The sequence below is a fragment of the Paracoccus sp. KR1-242 genome (genome assembly GCF_049446195.1).
GTDB lineage: Bacteria > Pseudomonadota > Alphaproteobacteria > Rhodobacterales > Rhodobacteraceae > Paracoccus > Paracoccus broussonetiae.
In genome coordinates this window covers 265,069-284,028 of sequence record NZ_JBMSED010000003.1, presented here as the reverse complement: position 1 = coordinate 284,028, position 18,960 = coordinate 265,069, and the positions used below count along the sequence as shown (strand labels likewise).

The 18,960-nt window shown below is 64.5% G+C and carries 16 protein-coding genes; 4 read left to right on the top strand and 12 right to left on the bottom strand.

Going from position 1 to position 18,960, the window contains the following annotated elements:
• Positions 1 to 286: 286 nt before the first annotated feature.
• Genes ACO2Q4_RS06890 through ACO2Q4_RS06880 form a run of 3 tightly spaced genes read left to right on the top strand, consistent with a single transcriptional unit; the run spans position 287 to position 2,591 of the window.
• Positions 287 to 955, top strand: coding sequence for a haloacid dehalogenase type II (locus ACO2Q4_RS06890; RefSeq protein WP_311757949.1), 669 nt, complete (start codon positions 287 to 289; stop codon positions 953 to 955).
• Positions 956 to 960: 5 nt separating this feature from the next.
• A complete protein-coding gene (locus tag ACO2Q4_RS06885; RefSeq protein ID WP_423318264.1) occupies positions 961 to 2,238 on the top strand; it encodes an NAD(P)/FAD-dependent oxidoreductase in 1,278 nt (425 codons plus the stop codon).
• Complete coding sequence (locus ACO2Q4_RS06880; RefSeq protein WP_423318262.1) at positions 2,238 to 2,591, top strand: cupin domain-containing protein; 354 nt, start codon at positions 2,238 to 2,240, stop codon at positions 2,589 to 2,591. Before ACO2Q4_RS06885 ends, ACO2Q4_RS06880 begins: the two co-directional genes overlap by 1 nt.
• Before the next feature lie 76 nt (positions 2,592 to 2,667).
• Here the strand turns inward: ACO2Q4_RS06880 and ACO2Q4_RS06875 are convergent, their stop codons facing one another.
• Genes ACO2Q4_RS06875 through ACO2Q4_RS06865 form a run of 3 tightly spaced genes read right to left on the bottom strand, consistent with a single transcriptional unit; the run spans position 2,668 to position 6,646 of the window.
• The gene (locus tag ACO2Q4_RS06875) at positions 2,668 to 4,128 is read right to left on the bottom strand and encodes an NAD-dependent succinate-semialdehyde dehydrogenase (protein ID WP_423318331.1); all 1,461 of its coding nucleotides are present in this window, start codon (positions 4,126 to 4,128) and stop codon (positions 2,668 to 2,670) included.
• A 12-nt stretch (positions 4,129 to 4,140) separates the two neighbouring features.
• Entirely contained in the window at positions 4,141 to 5,175 is a 1,035-nt protein-coding gene (locus ACO2Q4_RS06870; RefSeq protein WP_423318260.1) for a tartrate dehydrogenase, read from the bottom strand.
• 7 nt (positions 5,176 to 5,182) lie between these two features.
• Positions 5,183 to 6,646 carry an aldehyde dehydrogenase family protein gene (locus ACO2Q4_RS06865; RefSeq protein ID WP_423318258.1) on the bottom strand — a complete coding sequence of 488 codons (1,464 nt, stop codon included), beginning with the start codon at positions 6,644 to 6,646 and terminating at the stop codon, positions 5,183 to 5,185.
• 246 nt (positions 6,647 to 6,892) lie between these two features.
• Between ACO2Q4_RS06865 and argE the strand changes: the two genes are divergently transcribed.
• Entirely contained in the window at positions 6,893 to 8,026 is a 1,134-nt protein-coding gene (argE, locus tag ACO2Q4_RS06860; RefSeq protein ID WP_423318257.1) for an acetylornithine deacetylase, read from the top strand.
• A 49-nt stretch (positions 8,027 to 8,075) separates the two neighbouring features.
• Here argE and ACO2Q4_RS06855 read toward each other — a convergent pair whose 3' ends face one another.
• The 9 genes from ACO2Q4_RS06855 to ACO2Q4_RS06815 form a co-directional block, all read right to left on the bottom strand.
• Complete coding sequence (locus ACO2Q4_RS06855) at positions 8,076 to 9,458, bottom strand: SLC13 family permease (RefSeq protein ID WP_423318255.1); 1,383 nt, start codon at positions 9,456 to 9,458, stop codon at positions 8,076 to 8,078.
• Between the two features lie 184 nt (positions 9,459 to 9,642).
• On the bottom strand, positions 9,643 to 10,284 hold the full coding sequence (locus tag ACO2Q4_RS06850; protein ID WP_423318251.1) for a CDP-alcohol phosphatidyltransferase family protein: 642 nt from the start codon (positions 10,282 to 10,284) through the stop codon (positions 9,643 to 9,645).
• 2 nt (positions 10,285 to 10,286) lie between these two features.
• Positions 10,287 to 11,231, bottom strand: coding sequence for a phosphatidate cytidylyltransferase (locus ACO2Q4_RS06845; protein WP_311757940.1), 945 nt, complete (start codon positions 11,229 to 11,231; stop codon positions 10,287 to 10,289).
• Complete coding sequence (locus ACO2Q4_RS06840; RefSeq protein WP_423318249.1) at positions 11,231 to 11,887, bottom strand: lysophospholipid acyltransferase family protein; 657 nt, start codon at positions 11,885 to 11,887, stop codon at positions 11,231 to 11,233. The genes ACO2Q4_RS06845 and ACO2Q4_RS06840 overlap by 1 nt, the downstream gene beginning before the upstream one ends.
• 262 nt (positions 11,888 to 12,149) lie before the next feature.
• Positions 12,150 to 13,925 carry an aminopeptidase P family protein gene (locus tag ACO2Q4_RS06835; RefSeq protein WP_423318248.1) on the bottom strand — a complete coding sequence of 592 codons (1,776 nt, stop codon included), beginning with the start codon at positions 13,923 to 13,925 and terminating at the stop codon, positions 12,150 to 12,152.
• Positions 13,897 to 15,180 carry an alpha/beta fold hydrolase gene (locus tag ACO2Q4_RS06830; protein WP_311757937.1) on the bottom strand — a complete coding sequence of 428 codons (1,284 nt, stop codon included), beginning with the start codon at positions 15,178 to 15,180 and terminating at the stop codon, positions 13,897 to 13,899. The genes ACO2Q4_RS06835 and ACO2Q4_RS06830 overlap by 29 nt, the downstream gene beginning before the upstream one ends.
• Before the next feature lie 16 nt (positions 15,181 to 15,196).
• Positions 15,197 to 16,150, bottom strand: coding sequence for an ABC transporter permease (locus tag ACO2Q4_RS06825; RefSeq protein ID WP_423318245.1), 954 nt, complete (start codon positions 16,148 to 16,150; stop codon positions 15,197 to 15,199).
• A gap of 2 nt (positions 16,151 to 16,152) precedes the next feature.
• Complete coding sequence (locus ACO2Q4_RS06820) at positions 16,153 to 17,106, bottom strand: ABC transporter permease (protein WP_311757935.1); 954 nt, start codon at positions 17,104 to 17,106, stop codon at positions 16,153 to 16,155.
• Positions 17,106 to 18,944: a dipeptide ABC transporter ATP-binding protein gene (locus tag ACO2Q4_RS06815; protein ID WP_423318243.1), complete on the bottom strand. Its 1,839-nt coding sequence runs from the start codon at positions 18,942 to 18,944 to the stop codon at positions 17,106 to 17,108. The genes ACO2Q4_RS06820 and ACO2Q4_RS06815 overlap by 1 nt, the downstream gene beginning before the upstream one ends.
• Positions 18,945 to 18,960: the final 16 nt, after the last annotated feature.

Genomic DNA, 18,960 nt, shown 5'->3' with positions numbered 1-18,960 from the left:
TCGGGTCATTTCCGGCATATCATGCGGCCCGAAACAGACACGGCGTAGCGGGATTAAGCCATCTCTCGGGAATTTCCGACCGTTCCTGCCTCATCGCACGGCATAATGTTCCGCGACAATCCTCCGCCGGACCCGGCCGGGCAGGGGGCTGGGAAAGCCCATCCGAAACACTGTGCCGCGCATGCCCCGTCTTTCGGCGTTTCCTGCCGAGCCGGGGCAGCATTGCGGCCAGACAGGGCTGCCGCACGCCCTAAGATCATGGCAACGCTGACCGCATGAGGACAAGATGGCCCCGTTCCGCCCGAAATATGTGACCTTCGACTGCTATGGCACGCTGACCAATTTCGACATGGCCGGCGCCGCACGCCGCATCTATGGCGCGCAACTGGACGAAGCCGCGATGACCCGGTTCATCAGGAACTTCGCCGCCTATCGCCTGGACGAGATCCTTGGCGCGTGGAAGCCCTATGCCGAGGTCGTCCATAACTCGCTTGAGCGCACCTGCAAGGCGAACGGCGTGACCTTCCACGTCGAAGATGCCCTGCGCGTCTATGAAGAGGTTCCGACCTGGGGGCCGCATGCAGACGTGCCCGCGGGGCTGGCGAAACTGGCGCAGGAAATCCCGCTGGTGATCCTGTCGAATGCGATGAAGGTCCAGATCCCCCATAACGTCGAAAAGTTGGGCGCGCCCTTCTTCAAGGTCATCACGGCCGAGGAAACCGGCGCGTACAAGCCCCAGATGAAGGGCTTCGAATACATGCTGGACGTGCTGGGCTGTGGCCCCGAGGACATCACCCATGTCTCGTCCTCGTTCCGCTACGACCTGATGACGGCCCATGATCTGGGGATCAAGTCCAAGGTCTGGGTGAACCGTGGGCATGAGCCGGCGAACCCCTATTACGGCTATACCGAGATTGCCGATATCGGCGGTCTTCCGGGCGTCTTCGGGATCTGACGCAGATGAAATTCGTCTCATACTGGCACGACACCGCCCCCGCCTTTGTGGGTGGGGCCACTGGGCCGGTCGCGGGGCATTACGACGTGGCGGTGATCGGCGCGGGCTTCACCGGCCTTGGCGCGGCACGCAAGCTGGCCGAAGATGGCCGCTCCGTCGTCGTTCTTGAGGCGCAGCATGTCGGCTTTGGCGCCTCGGGGCGCAATGGCGGGCATCTGAACAACGGGATCGCCCATAGCTATCTTGGTGCCAGCGCCGAGTACGGGGCCGAAAAGGCCCGTGCCCTGTATCGCGCCTTTGATGCCGGAATCGATACCATCGAGCGCCTCGTGTCCGAGGAAGGCATCGATTGCGCCTTTCGTCGCGCGGGCAAGCTGAAGCTTGCTTCGAAACCCCAGCATTTCGAAGGGATTGCCCGGAATTTCGAAGCCATACATGCCGAAGTCGACCCCGAGACCGAGCTTCTGTCGCGCGACGACTTGGGTCGCGAAATCGGGTCCGATCAATTCCATGGCGCGATGCTGCAAAAGAAAAGCGCCATGATGCATATGGGGGGCTTCGTCACCGGGCTTGCCGATGCCGCAAGGCGCCGGGGGGCGGTTATCCACGAACACGCTCCCGTCACCGCCCGGCGCGAGCAGGGCCGGGGATGGGAACTGCACACCCCGCGCGGCAAGGTCACGGCAGACAAGGTGCTGCTGGCGACCGGAGCCTATACCACTGATGCATTCGGCTGGTTCCGCCGCCGCATCGTGCCCGTCGGAAGCTTCCTTCTGGCAACGCGCCCGCTGACGACAGACGAGGTCGCTGCGACCATGCCCGGGAACCGGACCTGCGTGACCTCGATGAACATCGGCAACTATTTCCGGCTTGCCCCGGATAACAGGCTGATCTTTGGGGGACGGGCACGGTTTTCGGCACGGTCGGACCAGCAATCGGACGCGAAAAGCGGGGCAGTCCTGCGCCGCGCGCTGGCCCAGATCTTTCCGCATCTCGCCGAGGTGCAGGTGGATTACTGCTGGGGCGGCATGGTCGACATGACGCAGGACCGCTATCCCCGCGCGGGCTTTGCCGACGGCGTCCATTACTCGATGGGCTATTCGGGCCACGGCGCCCAGATCGCGACCCATATGGGCGAGATCATGGCCGACCTGATTGTCGGCCGGATCGACCGCAATCCCTTTGCCGACCTGCCCTGGAACGCGGTGCCCCTGCACACCGGCAAGCCGTGGTTCCTGCCGCTGGTCGGCCTTTACTACAAAGCTTTGGACAAGGTGCAATGATGAACCTGCTGATCAAGATCGACCCCGAAAACCTGCCCGAGGCGAAAGTCTCGAAACCGATGCCCGAGCGACTGATCGCGGGTGATCCGACCTTCCGCACCTGGGCCTTTGACGAGGGCAAGGAAGGGCGCGTCAAGACAGGCATCTGGGAAGCCACCCCCGGAGAGACGCATTCGATCAAGGGCGAGATCTATGAATTCTGCCATCTGCTCGACGGCGTCGTCGAACTGACCGAGGAAGGCCGCGCGCCCGTCATCTATCGCAAGGGCGACAGCTTCGTGATGAAGCCGGGTTTCCGCGGCGTCTGGAAGACTATCGAGACGGTGCGCAAGATCTATGTCGTGATCGAATAGACCGCAGGAACGGAAAACGATGAGGGGGCGCCGTTTCACACGGCGCCCCCTTGTCGTTCCCGCGCTGGCCCGGGTCTTACAGGCCGGCCATGTGGAAGGCCTTGGTTTCCAGATATTCCTCGATGCCGACGCGGGCTCCTTCGCGGCCAAGGCCGGATTGCTTGACGCCGCCAAAGGGCGAAACCGTGGTCGAGACCGAGCCGGTGTTCAGCCCGACCATGCCGAATTCCAACGCCTGCCCGACGCGCCATGCCCGCTTGTGGCTTTCGGTATAGAAATAGGCGGCCAGCCCAAAGGGTGTGGCATTGGCGATGGCGACGGCTTCTTCTTCGGTTTCGAACCGGAACAGCGGGGCGACGGGGCCAAAGGTTTCCTCCTGCGCCAGCTCCATCTCAAGCGTCGCACCGCCCAACACCACCGGCGCGGCATATTGAGCGCCTTCGGGCGTTTTGGCCTCGGCCAGGATCTGCGCGCCCTTGGCGATGGCATCCGCGACATGGCGGCGGATCTTCTGGATCGCGGGTGCATTGATCATCGGGCCGATCTCGACCTCCGGCTCGGTTCCCGGCCCGACCCGCATCGCGGCAACCCGCGCGCCCAGCTTCGCGGCGAAGGCGTCGTAGATGCCTGCCTGCACGAGGATCCGGTTCGAGCAGACGCAGGTCTGCCCGCCATTGCGGAATTTCGAGGCAATGGCGCCTTCGACCGCCGCATCTAGATCGGCGTCGTCAAAGACGATGAAGGGCGCGTTGCCGCCAAGCTCCAGCGACAGCCGCTTTACCGTCGGCGCACATTGCGCCATCAGGATCGATCCGACACGGGTAGAGCCGGTGAAACTGAGCTTTCGCACTGTCGGGTTCGCGGTCAGTTCGGCTCCGATCTGGGCGGGCATCCCGGTCACGATGTTGATGACGCCCGCCGGGATTCCAGCCCGCTCGGCCAGCACCCCCAGCGCCAGGGCCGAGAAAGGGGTGAACTCGGACGGCTTGATGACCACGGTGCATCCGGCGGCAAGGGCGGGGGCAACCTTGCGGGTGATCATTGCATTCGGGAAATTCCAGGGCGTGATGATCGCCGAAACGCCCACCGGTTCTTTCAGCACCACGATCTGGCGGTCGCCGGCGGGGGCAGGGATGACCGACCCATCGATGCGGCGCGCTTCCTCTGCGAACCATTTGACGAATGAGGCGCCATAGGCGATTTCGCCACGCGCCTCGGACAGAGGCTTCCCCTGTTCACGGGTCAGGATCAGTGCGAGGTCGTCGGCATGTGCCTCCATCAGCGCGAACCAGCGCTCCAGCAATGCGGCGCGATCGGCATGGGGGCGCTTGCGCCAAGCCTGAAAGGCGCGATCGGCGGCCTCGATCGCGGCGCGGGTCTGATCACCCGTGATGTCGGGGACACTGCCGATCACCGCCCCGGTGGCCGGGTCGGTCACATCGACGGTCGCACCCAAACTGGCCTGGAGCCATTGCCCGTCGATCAGCGCGGCCTGACGGAACAGACCCGGATCGGCAAGGCCGGAAAAACTGGTCATCACGTTCATCGATCACTCCTCCAGCGCGGACAGGACGGCCGCGGTAATCTCGTCGGTCTTGTCGCGGCCCGGCACGGTGCCGATGCCCCGCGCCGTCGTCGCCTCGACCGCGCGCATGATGCGGGCGGCGGTTTCACCCTCGCCCAGATGCTCAAGCATCATCACCAGCGACCACATCGCCGCAATGGGATTGGCGGTGCCAAGATGGGCGATGTCGGGCGCGGACCCATGCACCGGCTCGAACATCGACGGGCTTTTCCCGGTCGGGTCGATATTGGCCGAGGCGGCAAAGCCAAGCCCGCCCTGGATCGCGGCGCCAAGGTCTGTCAGGATATCGCCGAACAGGTTCGAGGCGACGACCACGTCCAGTGTCTCGGGCGCCATGACCATGCGCGCTGCGATGGCGTCGACATGGTAATGGCTGACCTGCACTTCGGGGAATTCGGCCGCCAACTCGCGCGTCACCTCGTCCCAGAACACCATCGAGTATTTCTGGGCATTCGATTTCGTGACCGAGGCAAGACGCTTGCTGCGCCCCATCGCCTGTTCGAATCCGAAGCGCAGGATGCGTTCAACGCCGGTGCGGGTAAAGATCGCGGTTTCCACCGCCACCTCGTCCCCCGTGCCCTGATGCACCCGACCACCCGCGCCTGAATATTCGCCCTCGGTGTTCTCGCGGATGCACAGGATGTCAAAGGCGTCCTTGCGCAGCGGTCCCTGCACGCCCGGAAGCAGGCGATGCGGGCGGATGTTCGCATATTGGACGAAGGCCTTGCGGATCGGCAAAAGCAGCCCGTGCAGCGATACTGCGTCGGGCACCTTCTCGGGCCAGCCGACGGCACCCAGAAAGATCGCGTCGAAGCCGCGCAGGGTCTCGATGCCGTCCTCGGGCATCATGCGCCCGGTTTGCAGATAATGGTCGCAGGACCAGGGAAAGCTTTCGGCCACCAGAAGGCCGGGAGACGCCTTTTCGGCAACGCGCATGGCGGCCTCAAGAACAGGGATCCCGATGCCGTCTCCGGGGATCAGGGCGATGCGATGGGTCATGGTGGCCTCAGATGTCGATCAATACGGATTTCGAACGGCGGTTCGCGTGATAGGCTTCGCGTCCCAGATCCTTGCCGATCCCCGAGGATTTGTAGCCCCCGGTCGGCAGGATATGGTCCCGCGAGCGCCCATAGCGGTTGACCCAGACGGTGCCCGCCTGAATCGCGCGGGTCATGCGAAGCGCGCGCGAAAGATCACGGGTAAAGACGCCAGCGGCAAGGCCATAGGTCGGATGATCCGCCAGGGCCAGCGCCTCGGCCTCGTCGGTGAATGTCTGCAACGTCAGCACCGGTCCGAAGATTTCCTCGGTGACGGCGGGGTTCGCTGCATCGACGCCGCCAAGCAGGGTCGGCTGATAGAAGAAGCCCGGGATGTCCATCGGGGCCCCGCCGCAAACGACCTCGGCCCCCGCAGTGATGGCGGAATGGACGATCTGGTCGATCCGGTCGCGCTGCCGGGCCGAGATGGCGGGGGAATAGCCGGTTTCGGCCAACCATCCCGGTCCCGGATTGACCGGCCGCATCAGCGCAACCAGCCGCGCCGCAAGCTCGTCCGCGACCGATGCCGCAACGATCACGCGGCTTCCGGCGACACAGGCCTGCCCCGCGTTGAACATGATGCTGCCCGCGATACAGCGCGCGGCAAGGTCGAGGTCGGCATCGGCAAAGACGACCTGCGGGCTTTTGCCGCCAAGTTCCAGCGTCATCGGCTTGACGCCGGCGCGGGCGATATTCTCCATGATCGCACGCCCGGCCTGGGTCGAGCCCGTGAAGCTGACCTTGCCGATGCCCGGATGCCCCGTCATGGCCGTGCCCGTCACCGGGCCGTCGCCCAGAACCACGTTGACAATGCCCGCGGGAATCCCGGCCTCGACTGACAGCTCGGCCATGCGCAGGGTGGCAAAAGGCGTCATCTCGGAGGGTTTCAGGACCACGGCATTTCCTGCCGCCAGGGCCGGGCCAAGCTTCCAGCCCGCCATCGAGATCGGGAAGTTCCAGGGCGTGATCGCGCCCACGACGCCATAGGGTTCGTCCAGAACCATTCCCAGCCGGTCATCGCTGGTCGGCACCAGTGCGCCGCCTTCCTTGTCCGCAAGTTCTGCGAAGAAACGGATCTGCTCGGACGTGACGGCGACGTCGATTCCGGGCAACTGGCTGATAAGGCGGGTCGAAGCGACGGCCTCAAGTTGCGACAGCTCGGTCGCATGCGCGTCGATCAGGTCGGCCCAACGATGCAGGGCGCGGGTCCGGTCGCGGGGCTGGCCGCGACCCCAGCCCGACTCGCGTTGCGCCCGCGCTGCTGTCTCGACAGCCCGGTCCACGGTACCGGCGCTTGCGACCGGAACCGCGCCCAGCGGCCTCTGGTCGGAAGGACGGGTCAACTCCAGCGCGGCATCATCCGCAACATATTCGCCACCGATGAAATGGGCGCGGCGCAGGTCGAGTGTATCCGGGTCGAAGGACAGGCTCATGGATATTTCCCTGATGTCTTTGGCACGACTCTAGCGGTCCGTGCGCCGCAGATGTCTTCGGCGCGCAGGGGGGCACAGCGGATCTTGCCGTAGCATCCGGGTATCGCGGCATTCTGTGCCGCAGGCTGTCAGGGCGGTCCCAAAGCATCACGCGCGGCAGGAAATTTTGCCCCGGTGGCGCCATACAGCACCACCCGGCATCCGATTTGCCGCAGGATCGCGGCACGCCAACAAGCCGAGTTTCCGATGACGCCCGAAGAAATCCTTGCCGACCTCATCTCATGCGACGATCTGCCGGGACAACCGAACCGTGCCATCGCAGGCTGTGTCGAGGGTCACCTGCGCCGGATGGGGATCGAACCCGTCATCCTGACCGGGCCCGAAGGGGATCGCGTCAATATCCTTGCCACCATCGGTCCGCGCGACCGTTCCGGCGTGATCCTGTCGGGCCACATGGATGTCGTCCCTGTCGCGGGCCAGGACTGGTCCTCGGACCCGTTCCGGCTGACGCGGCGGGATGACAGGCTTTACGGGCGCGGCACTTCGGACATGAAGGGCTTTCTGGCCTGCATGCTGGCGATGGTGCCCGAGTTCCAGGCAGCCACGCTGCAGCGCCCCCTGCATTTGGCCTTTTCCTATGACGAGGAAATCGGCTGCCGCGGGGTCGGACACCTGATTGCCGCCCTGCCGGATCTGGTCGCGGCGCCGATGGCCTGCATCGTCGGCGAGCCCTCGGCCATGCGCCCGGTCCTGTCGCACAAGGGCAAGCGATCGACCTTGCTGCGGATCGCAGGACGGGCGGCGCATTCCTCGCAACCCGATGCCGGGCTGAACGCGATCTATGCGGGGGCGGAGATCCTGCTGGCCATCCGTGCGCTGAACGAACGGCTGGCAGTGCAAGGCCCCTTCGATCACCGCTTCTCGCCACCCCATTCCACGGTCGTTGCCGGGGTGGTCCGCGGCGGCAGTGCCGTCAACATCATCCCCGATCGCTGCGAGATCGAGATGGAGGTGCGATCCGTCCCCGGTGCGGATCCCGCCGAAATCACCGCCGAAATCGTCGCGCTGGCGCAGGCGCTGGTCCCCGAAAAGGCGCTGTCGGTCGAGGCATGCGAGCTCAGTGCCTATCCGGCGCTGCCGCCATCGGGCGACCCGACGCTGGCCGGGCTGATGGCCCGCCTGTCGGGCGGCGCGCCCTTGCAATCGGTCAGCTACGGGACCGAGGCCGGCCTTTATCACGCCGCGGGCATTCCCTCGATCATCTGTGGACCAGGCGAAATTGCGCGCGCCCATCGTCCCGACGAATTCATCCTGCCCGAAGAGCTGGCGCACTGCTGCCAGATGCTGCGCGGATTGGCCGGACATCTCGCGGCCCCCTGAATAACCAGGCGGCGCGCCCCGGAAAGGGCGCGCCGGCAAGGCCTTGCGATCAGCCCGGCAGCACGATGAACAGCAGCCACAGCACGACCGGGGCAACCACCGTCACCAGCGCGCCATAATTCAGCAGCTTCTTGAAGAAGGCCTGCCGGTCCGTGCCACTGGCATTGGCAAGCACCAGCGCGCCATTGGTCGAGAAGGGGCTGACATCGACGATGGTCGAAGCGACGGCCATGGCCGCGATGAAGCCGATGGCGCCCACGCCCGTTCCCGATTGCAGGAACGGAACCGCCAGCGGAATCAACGATCCCAGCACCGCCGTGGACGAGGCGAAGGCCGACACCACCGCGCCGACAAAGCACAGGACCAGCGCCGCCAGCAGCGGCGAAGCAAGGCCCGCGACGCTGCTGCCTACGAAATCGATGGTGCCCATGTGTTCCAGCACGGCGACATAGGTGCTGACGCCGGTGATCAGCATGATCTCGGGCCAGGCAACCTGCGCCATCGCGCGTTTCTGCATGGTCGGGTTCCACAGCGACAGGACAAGACCGATGGTCAGCGAAACGAAACCGATATCCAGCTTGAAGGCCAACACAAGGATTGCCAGTAGCGCCAGCCCGACCAGCGTGACGATCTGGTAAAGCGTGCCGTCGGGCTGGTTGCCTTCCTCGACCTCGGCGACAAGGCGGTTCGACTCGCCACCGCCTTCCTCGCCAATGCGACGGCTCAGCGCCTCGGCCTCGCTGTCGCCAAAGATCTGCGGGCCGGTCGCGGGCTTCGTGATCTGGACATGGGGCACCTTGACCGGCGCGACGGTCGCGGTCTGCGCCTTCATCAGCGCGCGTCCACCCAGGACCATGAACAGCAGCAATGCGACTGCGGCGTTGACACCAAAGCTGGCGGCAAAGGTGGTCATCGGGCTAAGCGGCAGCCCGGCCTTTTCGACGACCCGGTTGGTGATGCCGCCATAGATGCTGATCGGGGAAAAACCGCCCGCCTGCGCGCCATGCACGACCATGAGGCCCATCAGCAGCGGCGAGATCTGGTAGCGGAAGGCAAAGCCAAGTGCGATCGGCGCGACAATGGCCACAGCGCCGGGGCTGACTGCGCCCACTGCCGTCAGCAGCGCCGAAATGACGAACATGATCCACGGAATCGCCGCGATCCGGCCCCGGACCGCGCGTACCGCCATGCGGACCAGCCAGTCGATGGTGCCGTTGTTCTGGGCCAATGCGAACAGCCAGGTGATCCCGACCAGCGTCAGGAACAGGCCACCGGGAAACCCGGCGATGATCTCGTTGGTGGTCTGCCCGGCCAGAAGCGTCCCGACCAGAAACGCGCCGACAAAGGCCAGCACGCCCATGTTGATTGGCCAGATGGTGGCGATGACGAACATCGCCGCCAAGGCATAGATTGAAATCAGATGCGGGGTCACGCGCGGCTCCTCTTCCTTGCAGAACTCCTGAGGCCGACGCGCGCCGACCCCCTCCTGGTCCGTTCGTGGACGGACCTCTCCCGCAGCCGTTATACGTTTCAAATGTGGTGTTGTATATAACAACAGACGTGATGGATAATTCTTCCCCCGGAAGGGTAATCCGTCTCTGATCTTACAAGGGGCGTTAGCCCGCGCGCAATTTCCACACCAGCCGGACCGATCGCCGCAGCGCCGTGAATGCGGCACCCAGCGCAATCAACCACAGACCAACCAGCAGAACCTGGCCATGCCCGCCCCAAAGCGGCTCGGCCAGCGACAGGACTGCCGCCGCAGTGACCAGCGCCATGCGATGCGGCTTCGCCATTGGCCCTGAAAAATCTGCGCCCGCGCCGCAACCGATGCCCAACTGCCGGATATAGGCAGTCAGGAAAGCAAAGCTGACCGCCGCCCAGCCCAGGGCAGGGGCACCCAATCCCAGCGCAATTCCCATCAGGATCAGCATGTCGGCGACGCGGTCGGGAAGTTCGTTCCAGAACCCGCCGTCGGGCGAGGCGCGACCGGCCTCGATCGCGACCATGCCGTCCAGCAGGTTGCAGAGCAGGCGCAGCTGGCAGAAGACCGCAGCCAGCAGCAGCAGGATCGCGCGCGTCCAGCCAAAGCTCTCACCCGCCAGCCAGAAGCACCCGCCCGAAAGGAACGCAGCCCCGATCCCTGCGATCGAGATCTGGTTCGGCGTGATGCTGGTCCCGGCAAGCCAACGGGTGATCTGTGCCGCCCAGCGGGTGTCGCGGCTTGCAAGGGGGCGGCGATTCTCGGTCGAGGCCATGGCTATCCCAGTTTCCAATAGAAGCGGGTGACGTGGAAAAAGATCGGGGCGGCAAACAGGACCGAATCCAGCCGGTCGATGAAGCCGCCATGCCCGGCGATGGAATGGCCCCAGTCCTTGACCCCGCGGTCACGCTTGATCGCGGACATCACCAACCCGCCCGCGAAGCCCATCATCGTGATCAGAAGGCTCATCCCTGCGGCCTGCAGCGGGGTGAAAGGCGTCATCCACCACAGCATCGTTCCGATCAGCGTGGCCGAAAGACTGCCGCCGACAAATCCCTCGACCGTTTTCGAGGGCGACAGCTTCGGCGCGATCTTGCGCCGCCCGATCAGCTTGCCCCAGACATATTGCAGAACGTCGCTAAGCTGCACCACGATGACCAGGAACGCGATCAGCAACACCCCGCGACCCGCGGGCATGTTCAGGTTCAGGATTGCCGGAACATGCGAGACGCAGAACACGCAGATCATCAGCGCCCACTGCATTTCCGCTATGCGGATCAGATAGTTGCGCGTCTCGCCCGCCAAGGCCGAGACGATCGGCAGCAGCAGGAACACATAGACCGGGATGAAGATCGAAAACAGGCCGTACCAGTTGATCCAGATCAGCCAGAACTGGACCGGCAGCACGACGAAGAATGCCGCCGCCAGCGTGTTGTGATCCGCCCGGGTGGCATTCGTCAGTGTCATGAATTCGCGGAGCGCCGCGAATGAACACAGCAGGAACAACAGCGTCACCCCCGCATGCCCGCCCAGGAAGGCCAGCGACAGGGACAGCGCCATGACCCACCAGGCGCGGATGCGGTCGTTCAGGTTCTCGATCGCGGAATTCTCGCCATGCGGGGAATAGCGCCGGGCCAGCAGCCAACCCAGGATCGAGGCAAAGATCAGTATCCCCCCGATCCCGGCAATCACGGTCAACAGGTCAGAACGGGCATCGTCCATCAGGTCGCCTCGGTCTTGGGGCGCAGCGCCAGCAGTGCCGCGCGCGCACGGATCAGGAAATCATCCTTGGCCTCGTCGGGTCCGACCTGCAGCGGCGTGCCGAAGCTGACCTTGCACATCAGCGGCACGGGGATCAGGGCCCCCTTGGGCAGGACGCGGTTCAGGTTCTCGATCCAGACCGGCACCAGCTCTGCCTGCGGCCGCAGCCGCGCGAGGTGAAAAAGACCGCTTTTCAAGGGCAGAAGATCCATGTCGGTCTGGTTGCGGGTGCCTTCGGGAAAGATGATCAGCGACGATCCCTGGTCCAGCGCCTCGGCCATCAGGTCCACGGGACTGACCGGAGCGTCGGCACCAGTGCGTTCGATCAGCAGCGCGTTGAAGACATCCGCGCCGATGAAACTGCGCACCTTGCCCTTGCGCCAATAATCCGCTCCTGCAACGGGCCGTGTCATGCGCTGCTGGCGCGGCGGCAGGACGGTCCAGATCAGGATGAAATCGCCGTGGCTGGCATGGTTCGCGAAATAGACCCGCTGACGCGGATTTCCAGGGTCGATCCCTTGCCACACCGGACGGACGGCGGTGACTGCGCGGGCAAACAGGACAATGGCCCGACCGCTCAGCCAAGCCGCAAATCCTCGCATCCCGCGTTCTGCCATGTCTCCTCCCACGCCCGCGATGCGCTTCGGCGTCTTATGAGGCGATTAAGAACCAGAGAAGACGCGAATGGCAACCCGTTCGGATCGTTGATGTTCAAGGCGGCGTGGAGGGTTCGAATTCATCATTTCACATAATTCTGGTTATAACTATTTTCAGAAACGCGCGAGCTGGTTTTGCGACGCCCAGGCACTTCGTAGAAAGGCAGGGACGAAAACACCTTTCGCGCCTGCCTTTCAAATCCAACCAACAGGCTCAGCATGGTTACAGATCGCGTTCCACTATCGCGGCCGTTTGGTGGATCAGCCATTCGGACGCTTCCGTCCCCAACAGCGGCGCGATGTGGTTGCGCACCTCGGCGTGATAGGCATCGATCCAGGCTTGTTCCCGTGTGCTCAGCGCGGCAAGGTCGAACAGGGACAGGTCGATGGGCACCAGCGTCAGTGGCTTGAAGCCCAGGAAGCCGGGCGAGACCTCGATCAGCTCTACCTGGTTCTCGATGCGGATCCCCCAACGCCCTTCCTCGTAATAGCCCGGCTCGATCGTCATGACATTGCCCGCGACCAGTCCAAAGGGATTGGCAGCCTTTCCAAGACGGTGCGGGTGTTCGTGGACCAGCAGGTTATGCCCGACGTCGTGACCCGTCCCGTGGTCGTAATCCAGCCCCAGCGCCCAAATCGGCGCCCGCGCCAGGGCGTCCAATTGATGCGGGAACGTCCCGACGGGAAACTGCGCCGACGACAGGGCGATGAACCCCTTCAGGACGGCGGTCGCGATCCGGCGCATGTCGTCCGGAACCAGGGCAAAGGCATAGGTCCGCGTGACATCCGTCGTCCCGCAATCGTATTGCCCCCCGGAATCACACAGTAGGATCCTGTCGGGCGACAGGATCGCGCTGTCCGTGGGCGCCGGGGCGTAATGGCAAAGCGCCGCGTTCCCGCCCGAGGCCGCGATCGTCGCAAAGCTGGGTTCTTGATAGCGCGGCGAGGCAGCCCGGAATCGGGCAAGCGTCTCGGACGCCTCCCATTCATCGATGGGCTGGTTGGTGGCGCTGCGCAAGGCCAGCTCGCCTTCAAGCCAATGCCCGAATTTCGCCATGGCCACGGCATCTTCAAGATGGGCGCGCCGAAAGCCCGCCAGTTCCTCGGGGGTCTTTCTGGCCTTTTCCAGTGTAATCACACCGGGGCCCGGCAGCGGGCTTGCGGCACCCTGCCCCAACGCGACCGGAACCGCGTCGGGCGCAAAGGCTGCATCGAAGGCCACGTTGCCCGTCAGCGCCGAAAGCTGAGGCAGGAAATCGGCGATTTCCTGGGTGCAGACCCCTTCTGGCGCGGGAATCGCCAGCTTGTCGGGGTCGATGAACCAGATGGTCGATTGCGGTTGGATGATCGCGAAGGACAGCGGCAACGGGTTCATCGCCACGTCGCCACCGCGACAGTTGAAAAGCCAGGCGATGTTGTCGGGGCGGGTCTCGACCCAGGCATCGGCGCCAAGACGCGCCACTTGGCCGCGCAACCAGTCCAGCTTGTCGGCGCTGGACCGGCCGGCCTCGGAGAGCGGCATCGCGCGGATCGGCGCCTTGGGCATGGGCGGACGGTCGTGCCAGATTGCCGCCAGCGGATCGACCAGCGGAACCAGTTCGGCACCTTTGGCGCGGCTGCGCAGCCCCTCGGCCTGATTGACGGTCCAGGTCATCGGGTCATAGGCGACGCGCTTGCCCCCTGCCCTGCTTGCGACCCATTGCGCCAGTGGGCTGTCATGAAGATGGCCGTGCTGCCACAGGCATCCATCGACCTGTCGCGCCGCCTGGATCGTGTAGCGCCCATCGACCAGAAAGATCGCTTCGTCGCCTGTCACCAACGCATGGGCCAGCGAGCCGGAAAAGCCTGTAAGCCAATGGATGATCCGGTCATGTTCGGGCGCTTCCTCGTTCTGGAAGGCGTCCGAAGTGGTCAGGATCACACCATCAAGGCCCTGCAGCGCCAGTTCCGCGCGCAGCGCGGCCAGACGTTCAGCGTGAATATTGGTTGAAGCCGTCAAGGCCGTCCTCCATGTCGAACAGCCGCTCAAGCACGCGGTTCGAGGCCCGCAGGCCGTTATGTTCGTATTCGTTGGTCAGCCAAAGCCGGACGTTTCCGGTGCCGCGGGCGGTCTGAAGCGACAGATCCTGATCGACATACATGTCGTCGGTATAGACCGCGGCCGTCACCGGAACCTCGTTCGCGGCCAGACGGTCAAGGTCGTAAAGCGGCACGTCCAGCGGCATGCCCGCCAGTGCGTGCGCCGCGGGTGCAAACGGGCGCAGGGCGCGGATTTCGTCGAACATCCACGGATAGATCATCTCTCCGGTGAACAGCAGCGGGCGTTTCGTGGCGGCGAATTCAGGGAATTCCCCCAGCACGCGCTCGGCCGCCCAGTCGGTCGCTTGGCCCTGGGCATAGATCGACTCGTGGATCGCAGCGAACAGCGGGTTCTGGTCGAACGAGGTCGCCTCGCGCATACGGCCAAGGAAGCCGTCGGAAAGCTGGCCGTCATCCGCGATGGCCTCGTCCAGCAGCCAGTGCAGGCTTTCGAACCCGTCGGACATGCCCAGATCCATGCCCAGATATTGCAGCCGCCGCACGCTCAGCCGGTCACCATCGGCCAGGCGGATGTCCTGATTAGCGAGGATGTCCGCGACCCGGTTCAGGACCGCCTGATCCTGAGGATAGCGGCGGAAATACTGGCGGTTCTTGTCGGCGACGCGCGGATAGGTCCTGCGGTAGATCTCGTCGGCGGTCGAGCGGATGCCGGCCATGCCGCCGGTGACATAGCAGCCCAGCAGCGCCTCGGGGGCTTGCGACAGATAGGTCAGCGTCAGGAAGCCGCCATAGCTTTGTCCCAGCGTGAACCACTTCTGGCCTGCAAAGACAGACTTTCGCAGATGCTCGGCATCGCGGACGATGCTGTCGGCGCGCAGGCAGGACAGATAGTGCGCGCCCTCCTCCGCACTCATCGCGGCGAATGCGCGACCCTGTACCGGTGTTGATCGCCCAGTGCCGCGCTGGTCCAGCATCAGGACGCGGAAACGCTTCAACGCGACAGACAACCAGCCGGGCGCACCGCCACCGGGCCGCGGCGCCTTGCCGCCCGGCCCGCCCTGCAGATAGACCAGCAGCGGCCGGTCGTTTCCGTCAGGGGCCGCGATCTCGCGCGCGAAGACCTTGATCGTGGCACCATCCGGCCGCGACCAGTCCAGGGGAACCGTGACCATGTGATCACGAATGAGGGCTCCGGGAATACGATAGTCGTTCATGTCAGTCGTCCGTAGTTCAGCGCATCCGGGGATCAAGCGCCGCGTAAAGAAGGTCCACGATGATATTGCACAGCACGATGAACAGGCCACCCAGCAGCACCACGCCAATGATGATCGGGCGGTCCTGATTGCGTACCGCCTGCACCGCCAATGATCCGACGCCCTGCAGGCCATAGACCTGCTCGATCACGATGACGCCGCCCAACATCAGCCCGATATCCGCGCCAAGCTGCGTCACCAGCGGCATCAGGGTGGAACGCATGCCGTGGCGCAGCACGACCTTGCGTTCGGACAGGCCCTTGGCGCGGGCGGTGCGGATGTAATCCTCGCCCAGTACCTGCAAAAGCTGGCCGCGGGTCAGGCGGGCATAGATCGCCGCCGTTACCAGCGCCAGCGTGGCCCAAGGCAACGCCAGATGCCATGCCCAGACCAGCGGATTGGTCAGGAAGGGCTTGTAGCCGCTGGGCGGGAACAAGGTGAAGCCGGCCTGCTTGGGCAGGAAATACAGCGTATAAAGCGCCAGCATCCCCAGAACGAAGGTCGGAAAGCTGAGCCCCAGCAGAATGAAGACCTGCCCCATCCGATCGCGCCAGCCACCGGGATGGCGTGCCGACATGACACCGATCGGGATGCCGATCGCCAGCCACAGGATCATCCCACCAAAAACAAGCGAGATGGTGACCGGAATCCGGCGCAGGATCAGTTCGCTGACCGGCTGCTGGTTCCGATAGGAAAAGCCCAGATCCCCCTGCACCGCGCGGCCGACGAAATGCAGGTATTGCTGCGTCATCGGCAGGTCGAGACCAAGGTTCTGGCGCACCAGATCCAGCTGCTCGGCACTCGCCTTGTCGCCCGCGACGATCCGCGCCGGATCACCGGGGGCCACAAAGAACAGCAGGAAGACGAACAGGCTGAGGACGAACAGAACCAGTGCCCCAAAGCCAAGCCGCTTGGCGATGAACTTGCCCATGATCAGCCCTCCGTCGCGGGTTTGGCGGACTTGCGGCGGCGCTTTACCCGCCGTCCCTTCGGATCAAGCGCATCGCGCAATCCGTCGCCCAGAATGTTGAAGGCCAGGGTCGAGCCCAGCAGCGCCAGCCCCGGGAACAGCACCAGCCACCACGCGACCAGATAGATCGAGTTCGCGCCCGCCTCGGCCAGCATGCCGCCCCAGCTTGGGGTGGGCGGCGTGATGCCAAGGCCAAGGAAGGACAAGGTCGCCTCGAACACGATCGAGTTCGGGATCATCATCGTCGTATAGATGATGATCGGCACTGACAGGTTCGGCAGGATATCCCGCAGCATGATCGACAGGTTCCCGGCCCCCAGCGCGCGGCTGGCCTGCACGAAATCGCGCCGGGCCAAAGATGCGGTCTCGGCCCGGATGACGCGACCGATGGTGGTCCAGCTGAAAAAGACGATCACGCAAACCGAAAGCCACAGCGACGGCCCGAAGACGGACACAAGCGCAAGCGCGCAAAGCAGGAAGGGCACCGACATCACCAGATCCATGAAGCGGCCCAGCACGATATCCACCCAGCCGCCGAAATAGCCGGCCGTCATGCCGATGCCGACCCCAATGAAGGATGCCGCAAGCGCAGCCGCCACCCCCACCGCCAGCGAGATGCGCGCGCCATAGGCGATGCGGACCAGCACGTCGCGGCCGAGTTGATCTGCCCCCAGCAGGAATTCGTGGTTCGGCCCGACCGGAAGGCCGACCGGCGACAGGGCGGTATCGCGATATTGCTCGATCGCGTCATGGCCGGTCCAGCCTGCGACCCAGGGCGCTCCGATGGCGAAGGCAATCAGAAGCAGGATGAAGACCACGGCCAGCAGGCTTGCCGGATCACGCATCAGGCGGCGGAAGGTCAGGTTGGCCGAGGATCGCTGGACGATCTTCGGGCCTTCGGCTTGGGCTTCGCTCATCATGCGGCTCCCTGTTCCAGTCTTAGAAGTTCACGCGGTGACGCGTGTCCGGGAACGGGCGGAACATGCGAAGCCCCCAGAAGCGTGCGGGTATATTCCTGATGCGGGTGCCGGAAGATCTGCTCGGTCTCGTCCATCTCGATGATCCGGCCCGCGTTCATCACCGCGATCCGGTCGCACATGTGGCGCACGACGCTGAGATCATGCGAGATGAACAGATAGGTCAGGCCCAGTTTCTGTTGCAGATCGCGCATCAGGTTCAGGATCTGTGCCTGGATCGAAACATCAAGCGCCGACACAGGCTCGTCGAAGATGATCAGGTCGGGGTTCAGCGCCAAAGCCCGGGCAATGCCGATCCGCTGGCGCTGCCCGCCCGAAAATTCGGAGGGAAAGCGGTTGTAGTGTTCGGGGTTCAGGCCGACCAGCTCCATCAGGCGGCGCACCTCGTCCTTGCGCGCCTCGCCCGCGGCCAGCCCGTGGATGCGGAACGGCTCTCCGATGATCGCGCCGACCCGTCGCCGCGGATTCAGCGATCCGAACGGGTCCTGAAAAACAAGCTGGACGCGACGGCGCATGTCGCGCCAGACCTTTGGAGTCAGGCTGCCGACATCGATACCGTCGAAGTCCACGCTGCCCTTCGTGGCAGGAACCAGCCCGGCGATCACGCGCGCCAGCGTCGATTTTCCGCAGCCGGATTCCCCGACAAGGCCCAGGGTTTCGCCCCGCGCCACGTCAAGTGAGATGCCTTTCAGCACGTCAAGCTGACGCTTCGCCCCGAAACCCGAAGACATCGAATAGGTCAGGGCGACATTGCGCACCGACAGCAGCCGGTCGGCAGGCGGCTTGCGATCCGGTTGCGCGGCAATGCCGGGCGCATCCTCGATCCGGGGTTCGAAATGGCACAAGGCCTCGGCCCCGTCGGCATAGACGCGGTTCGGCGGTGCCTTGGTCTGACAGACCGGCTGCGCCTGACCGCAGCGCGGCGCAAAGATGCACGCCTTGGGCCGGGCCAGCAGGCTGGGTGGCCGGCCGGGAATCGAGAACAGATCACCGCCCTGCCTTTCGGCCGCAGGGGACGACCTGAGCAGCCCCGAGGTATAGGGATGCGCGGGCGCGTCGAACAAGCCTTTCGCCGGGCCGATCTCCAGCCGCGTGCCGCCATACATGATCATGACCTTGTCCGCGACCGAGGACATCAGCCCCAGATCATGCGTGATCATGATGACTGTGATGCCCAGTTCGCGTCGCATTTCGTCAAGCAGCGCGATGATCTGGGCCTGCACCGTCACGTCCAGCGCGGTCGTCGGCTCATCCGCGATGATCAGCGACGGGCGCAGCACCAGCGCCATCGCGATCATCACGCGCTGGCGCATCCCGCCCGAGAACTGGTGGGGATAATCGTCCAGACGCGCCGCCGCATTCCTGATCCCGACCTTTTCCAGCATTTCGGCAGCGCGCGCCCGCGCCTCGGCAGTGCTGACCTTTTCATGGGCGTGGATCACCTCGGTCACCTGCTGGCCGATGGTGTAATAGGGATGCAGGCTGGACAGCGGGTCCTGGAAGACCATGCCGATCCGTACGCCGCGCAGGGCGCGCAGCTCGGCAGGCGTCATCTTCAGCAGGTCGCGACCCTCGAACAGACATTCGCCCTCGATCTCGGCGCCGGGCAGCAAGCCCATGATCGCCTGCGTCAGGACGGATTTGCCCGAGCCGGATTCACCCGCGATGCCGAACAGGCTGCCCGTCTCGACCGTGAACGAGACGTTGCGGGCAGCATGAAGGACACCGTCCTCGGTCGGGATGCGGATGGTGATGTTTCGCGCTTCAAGAAGGGGCATTCAGTTGTTCCTGCGC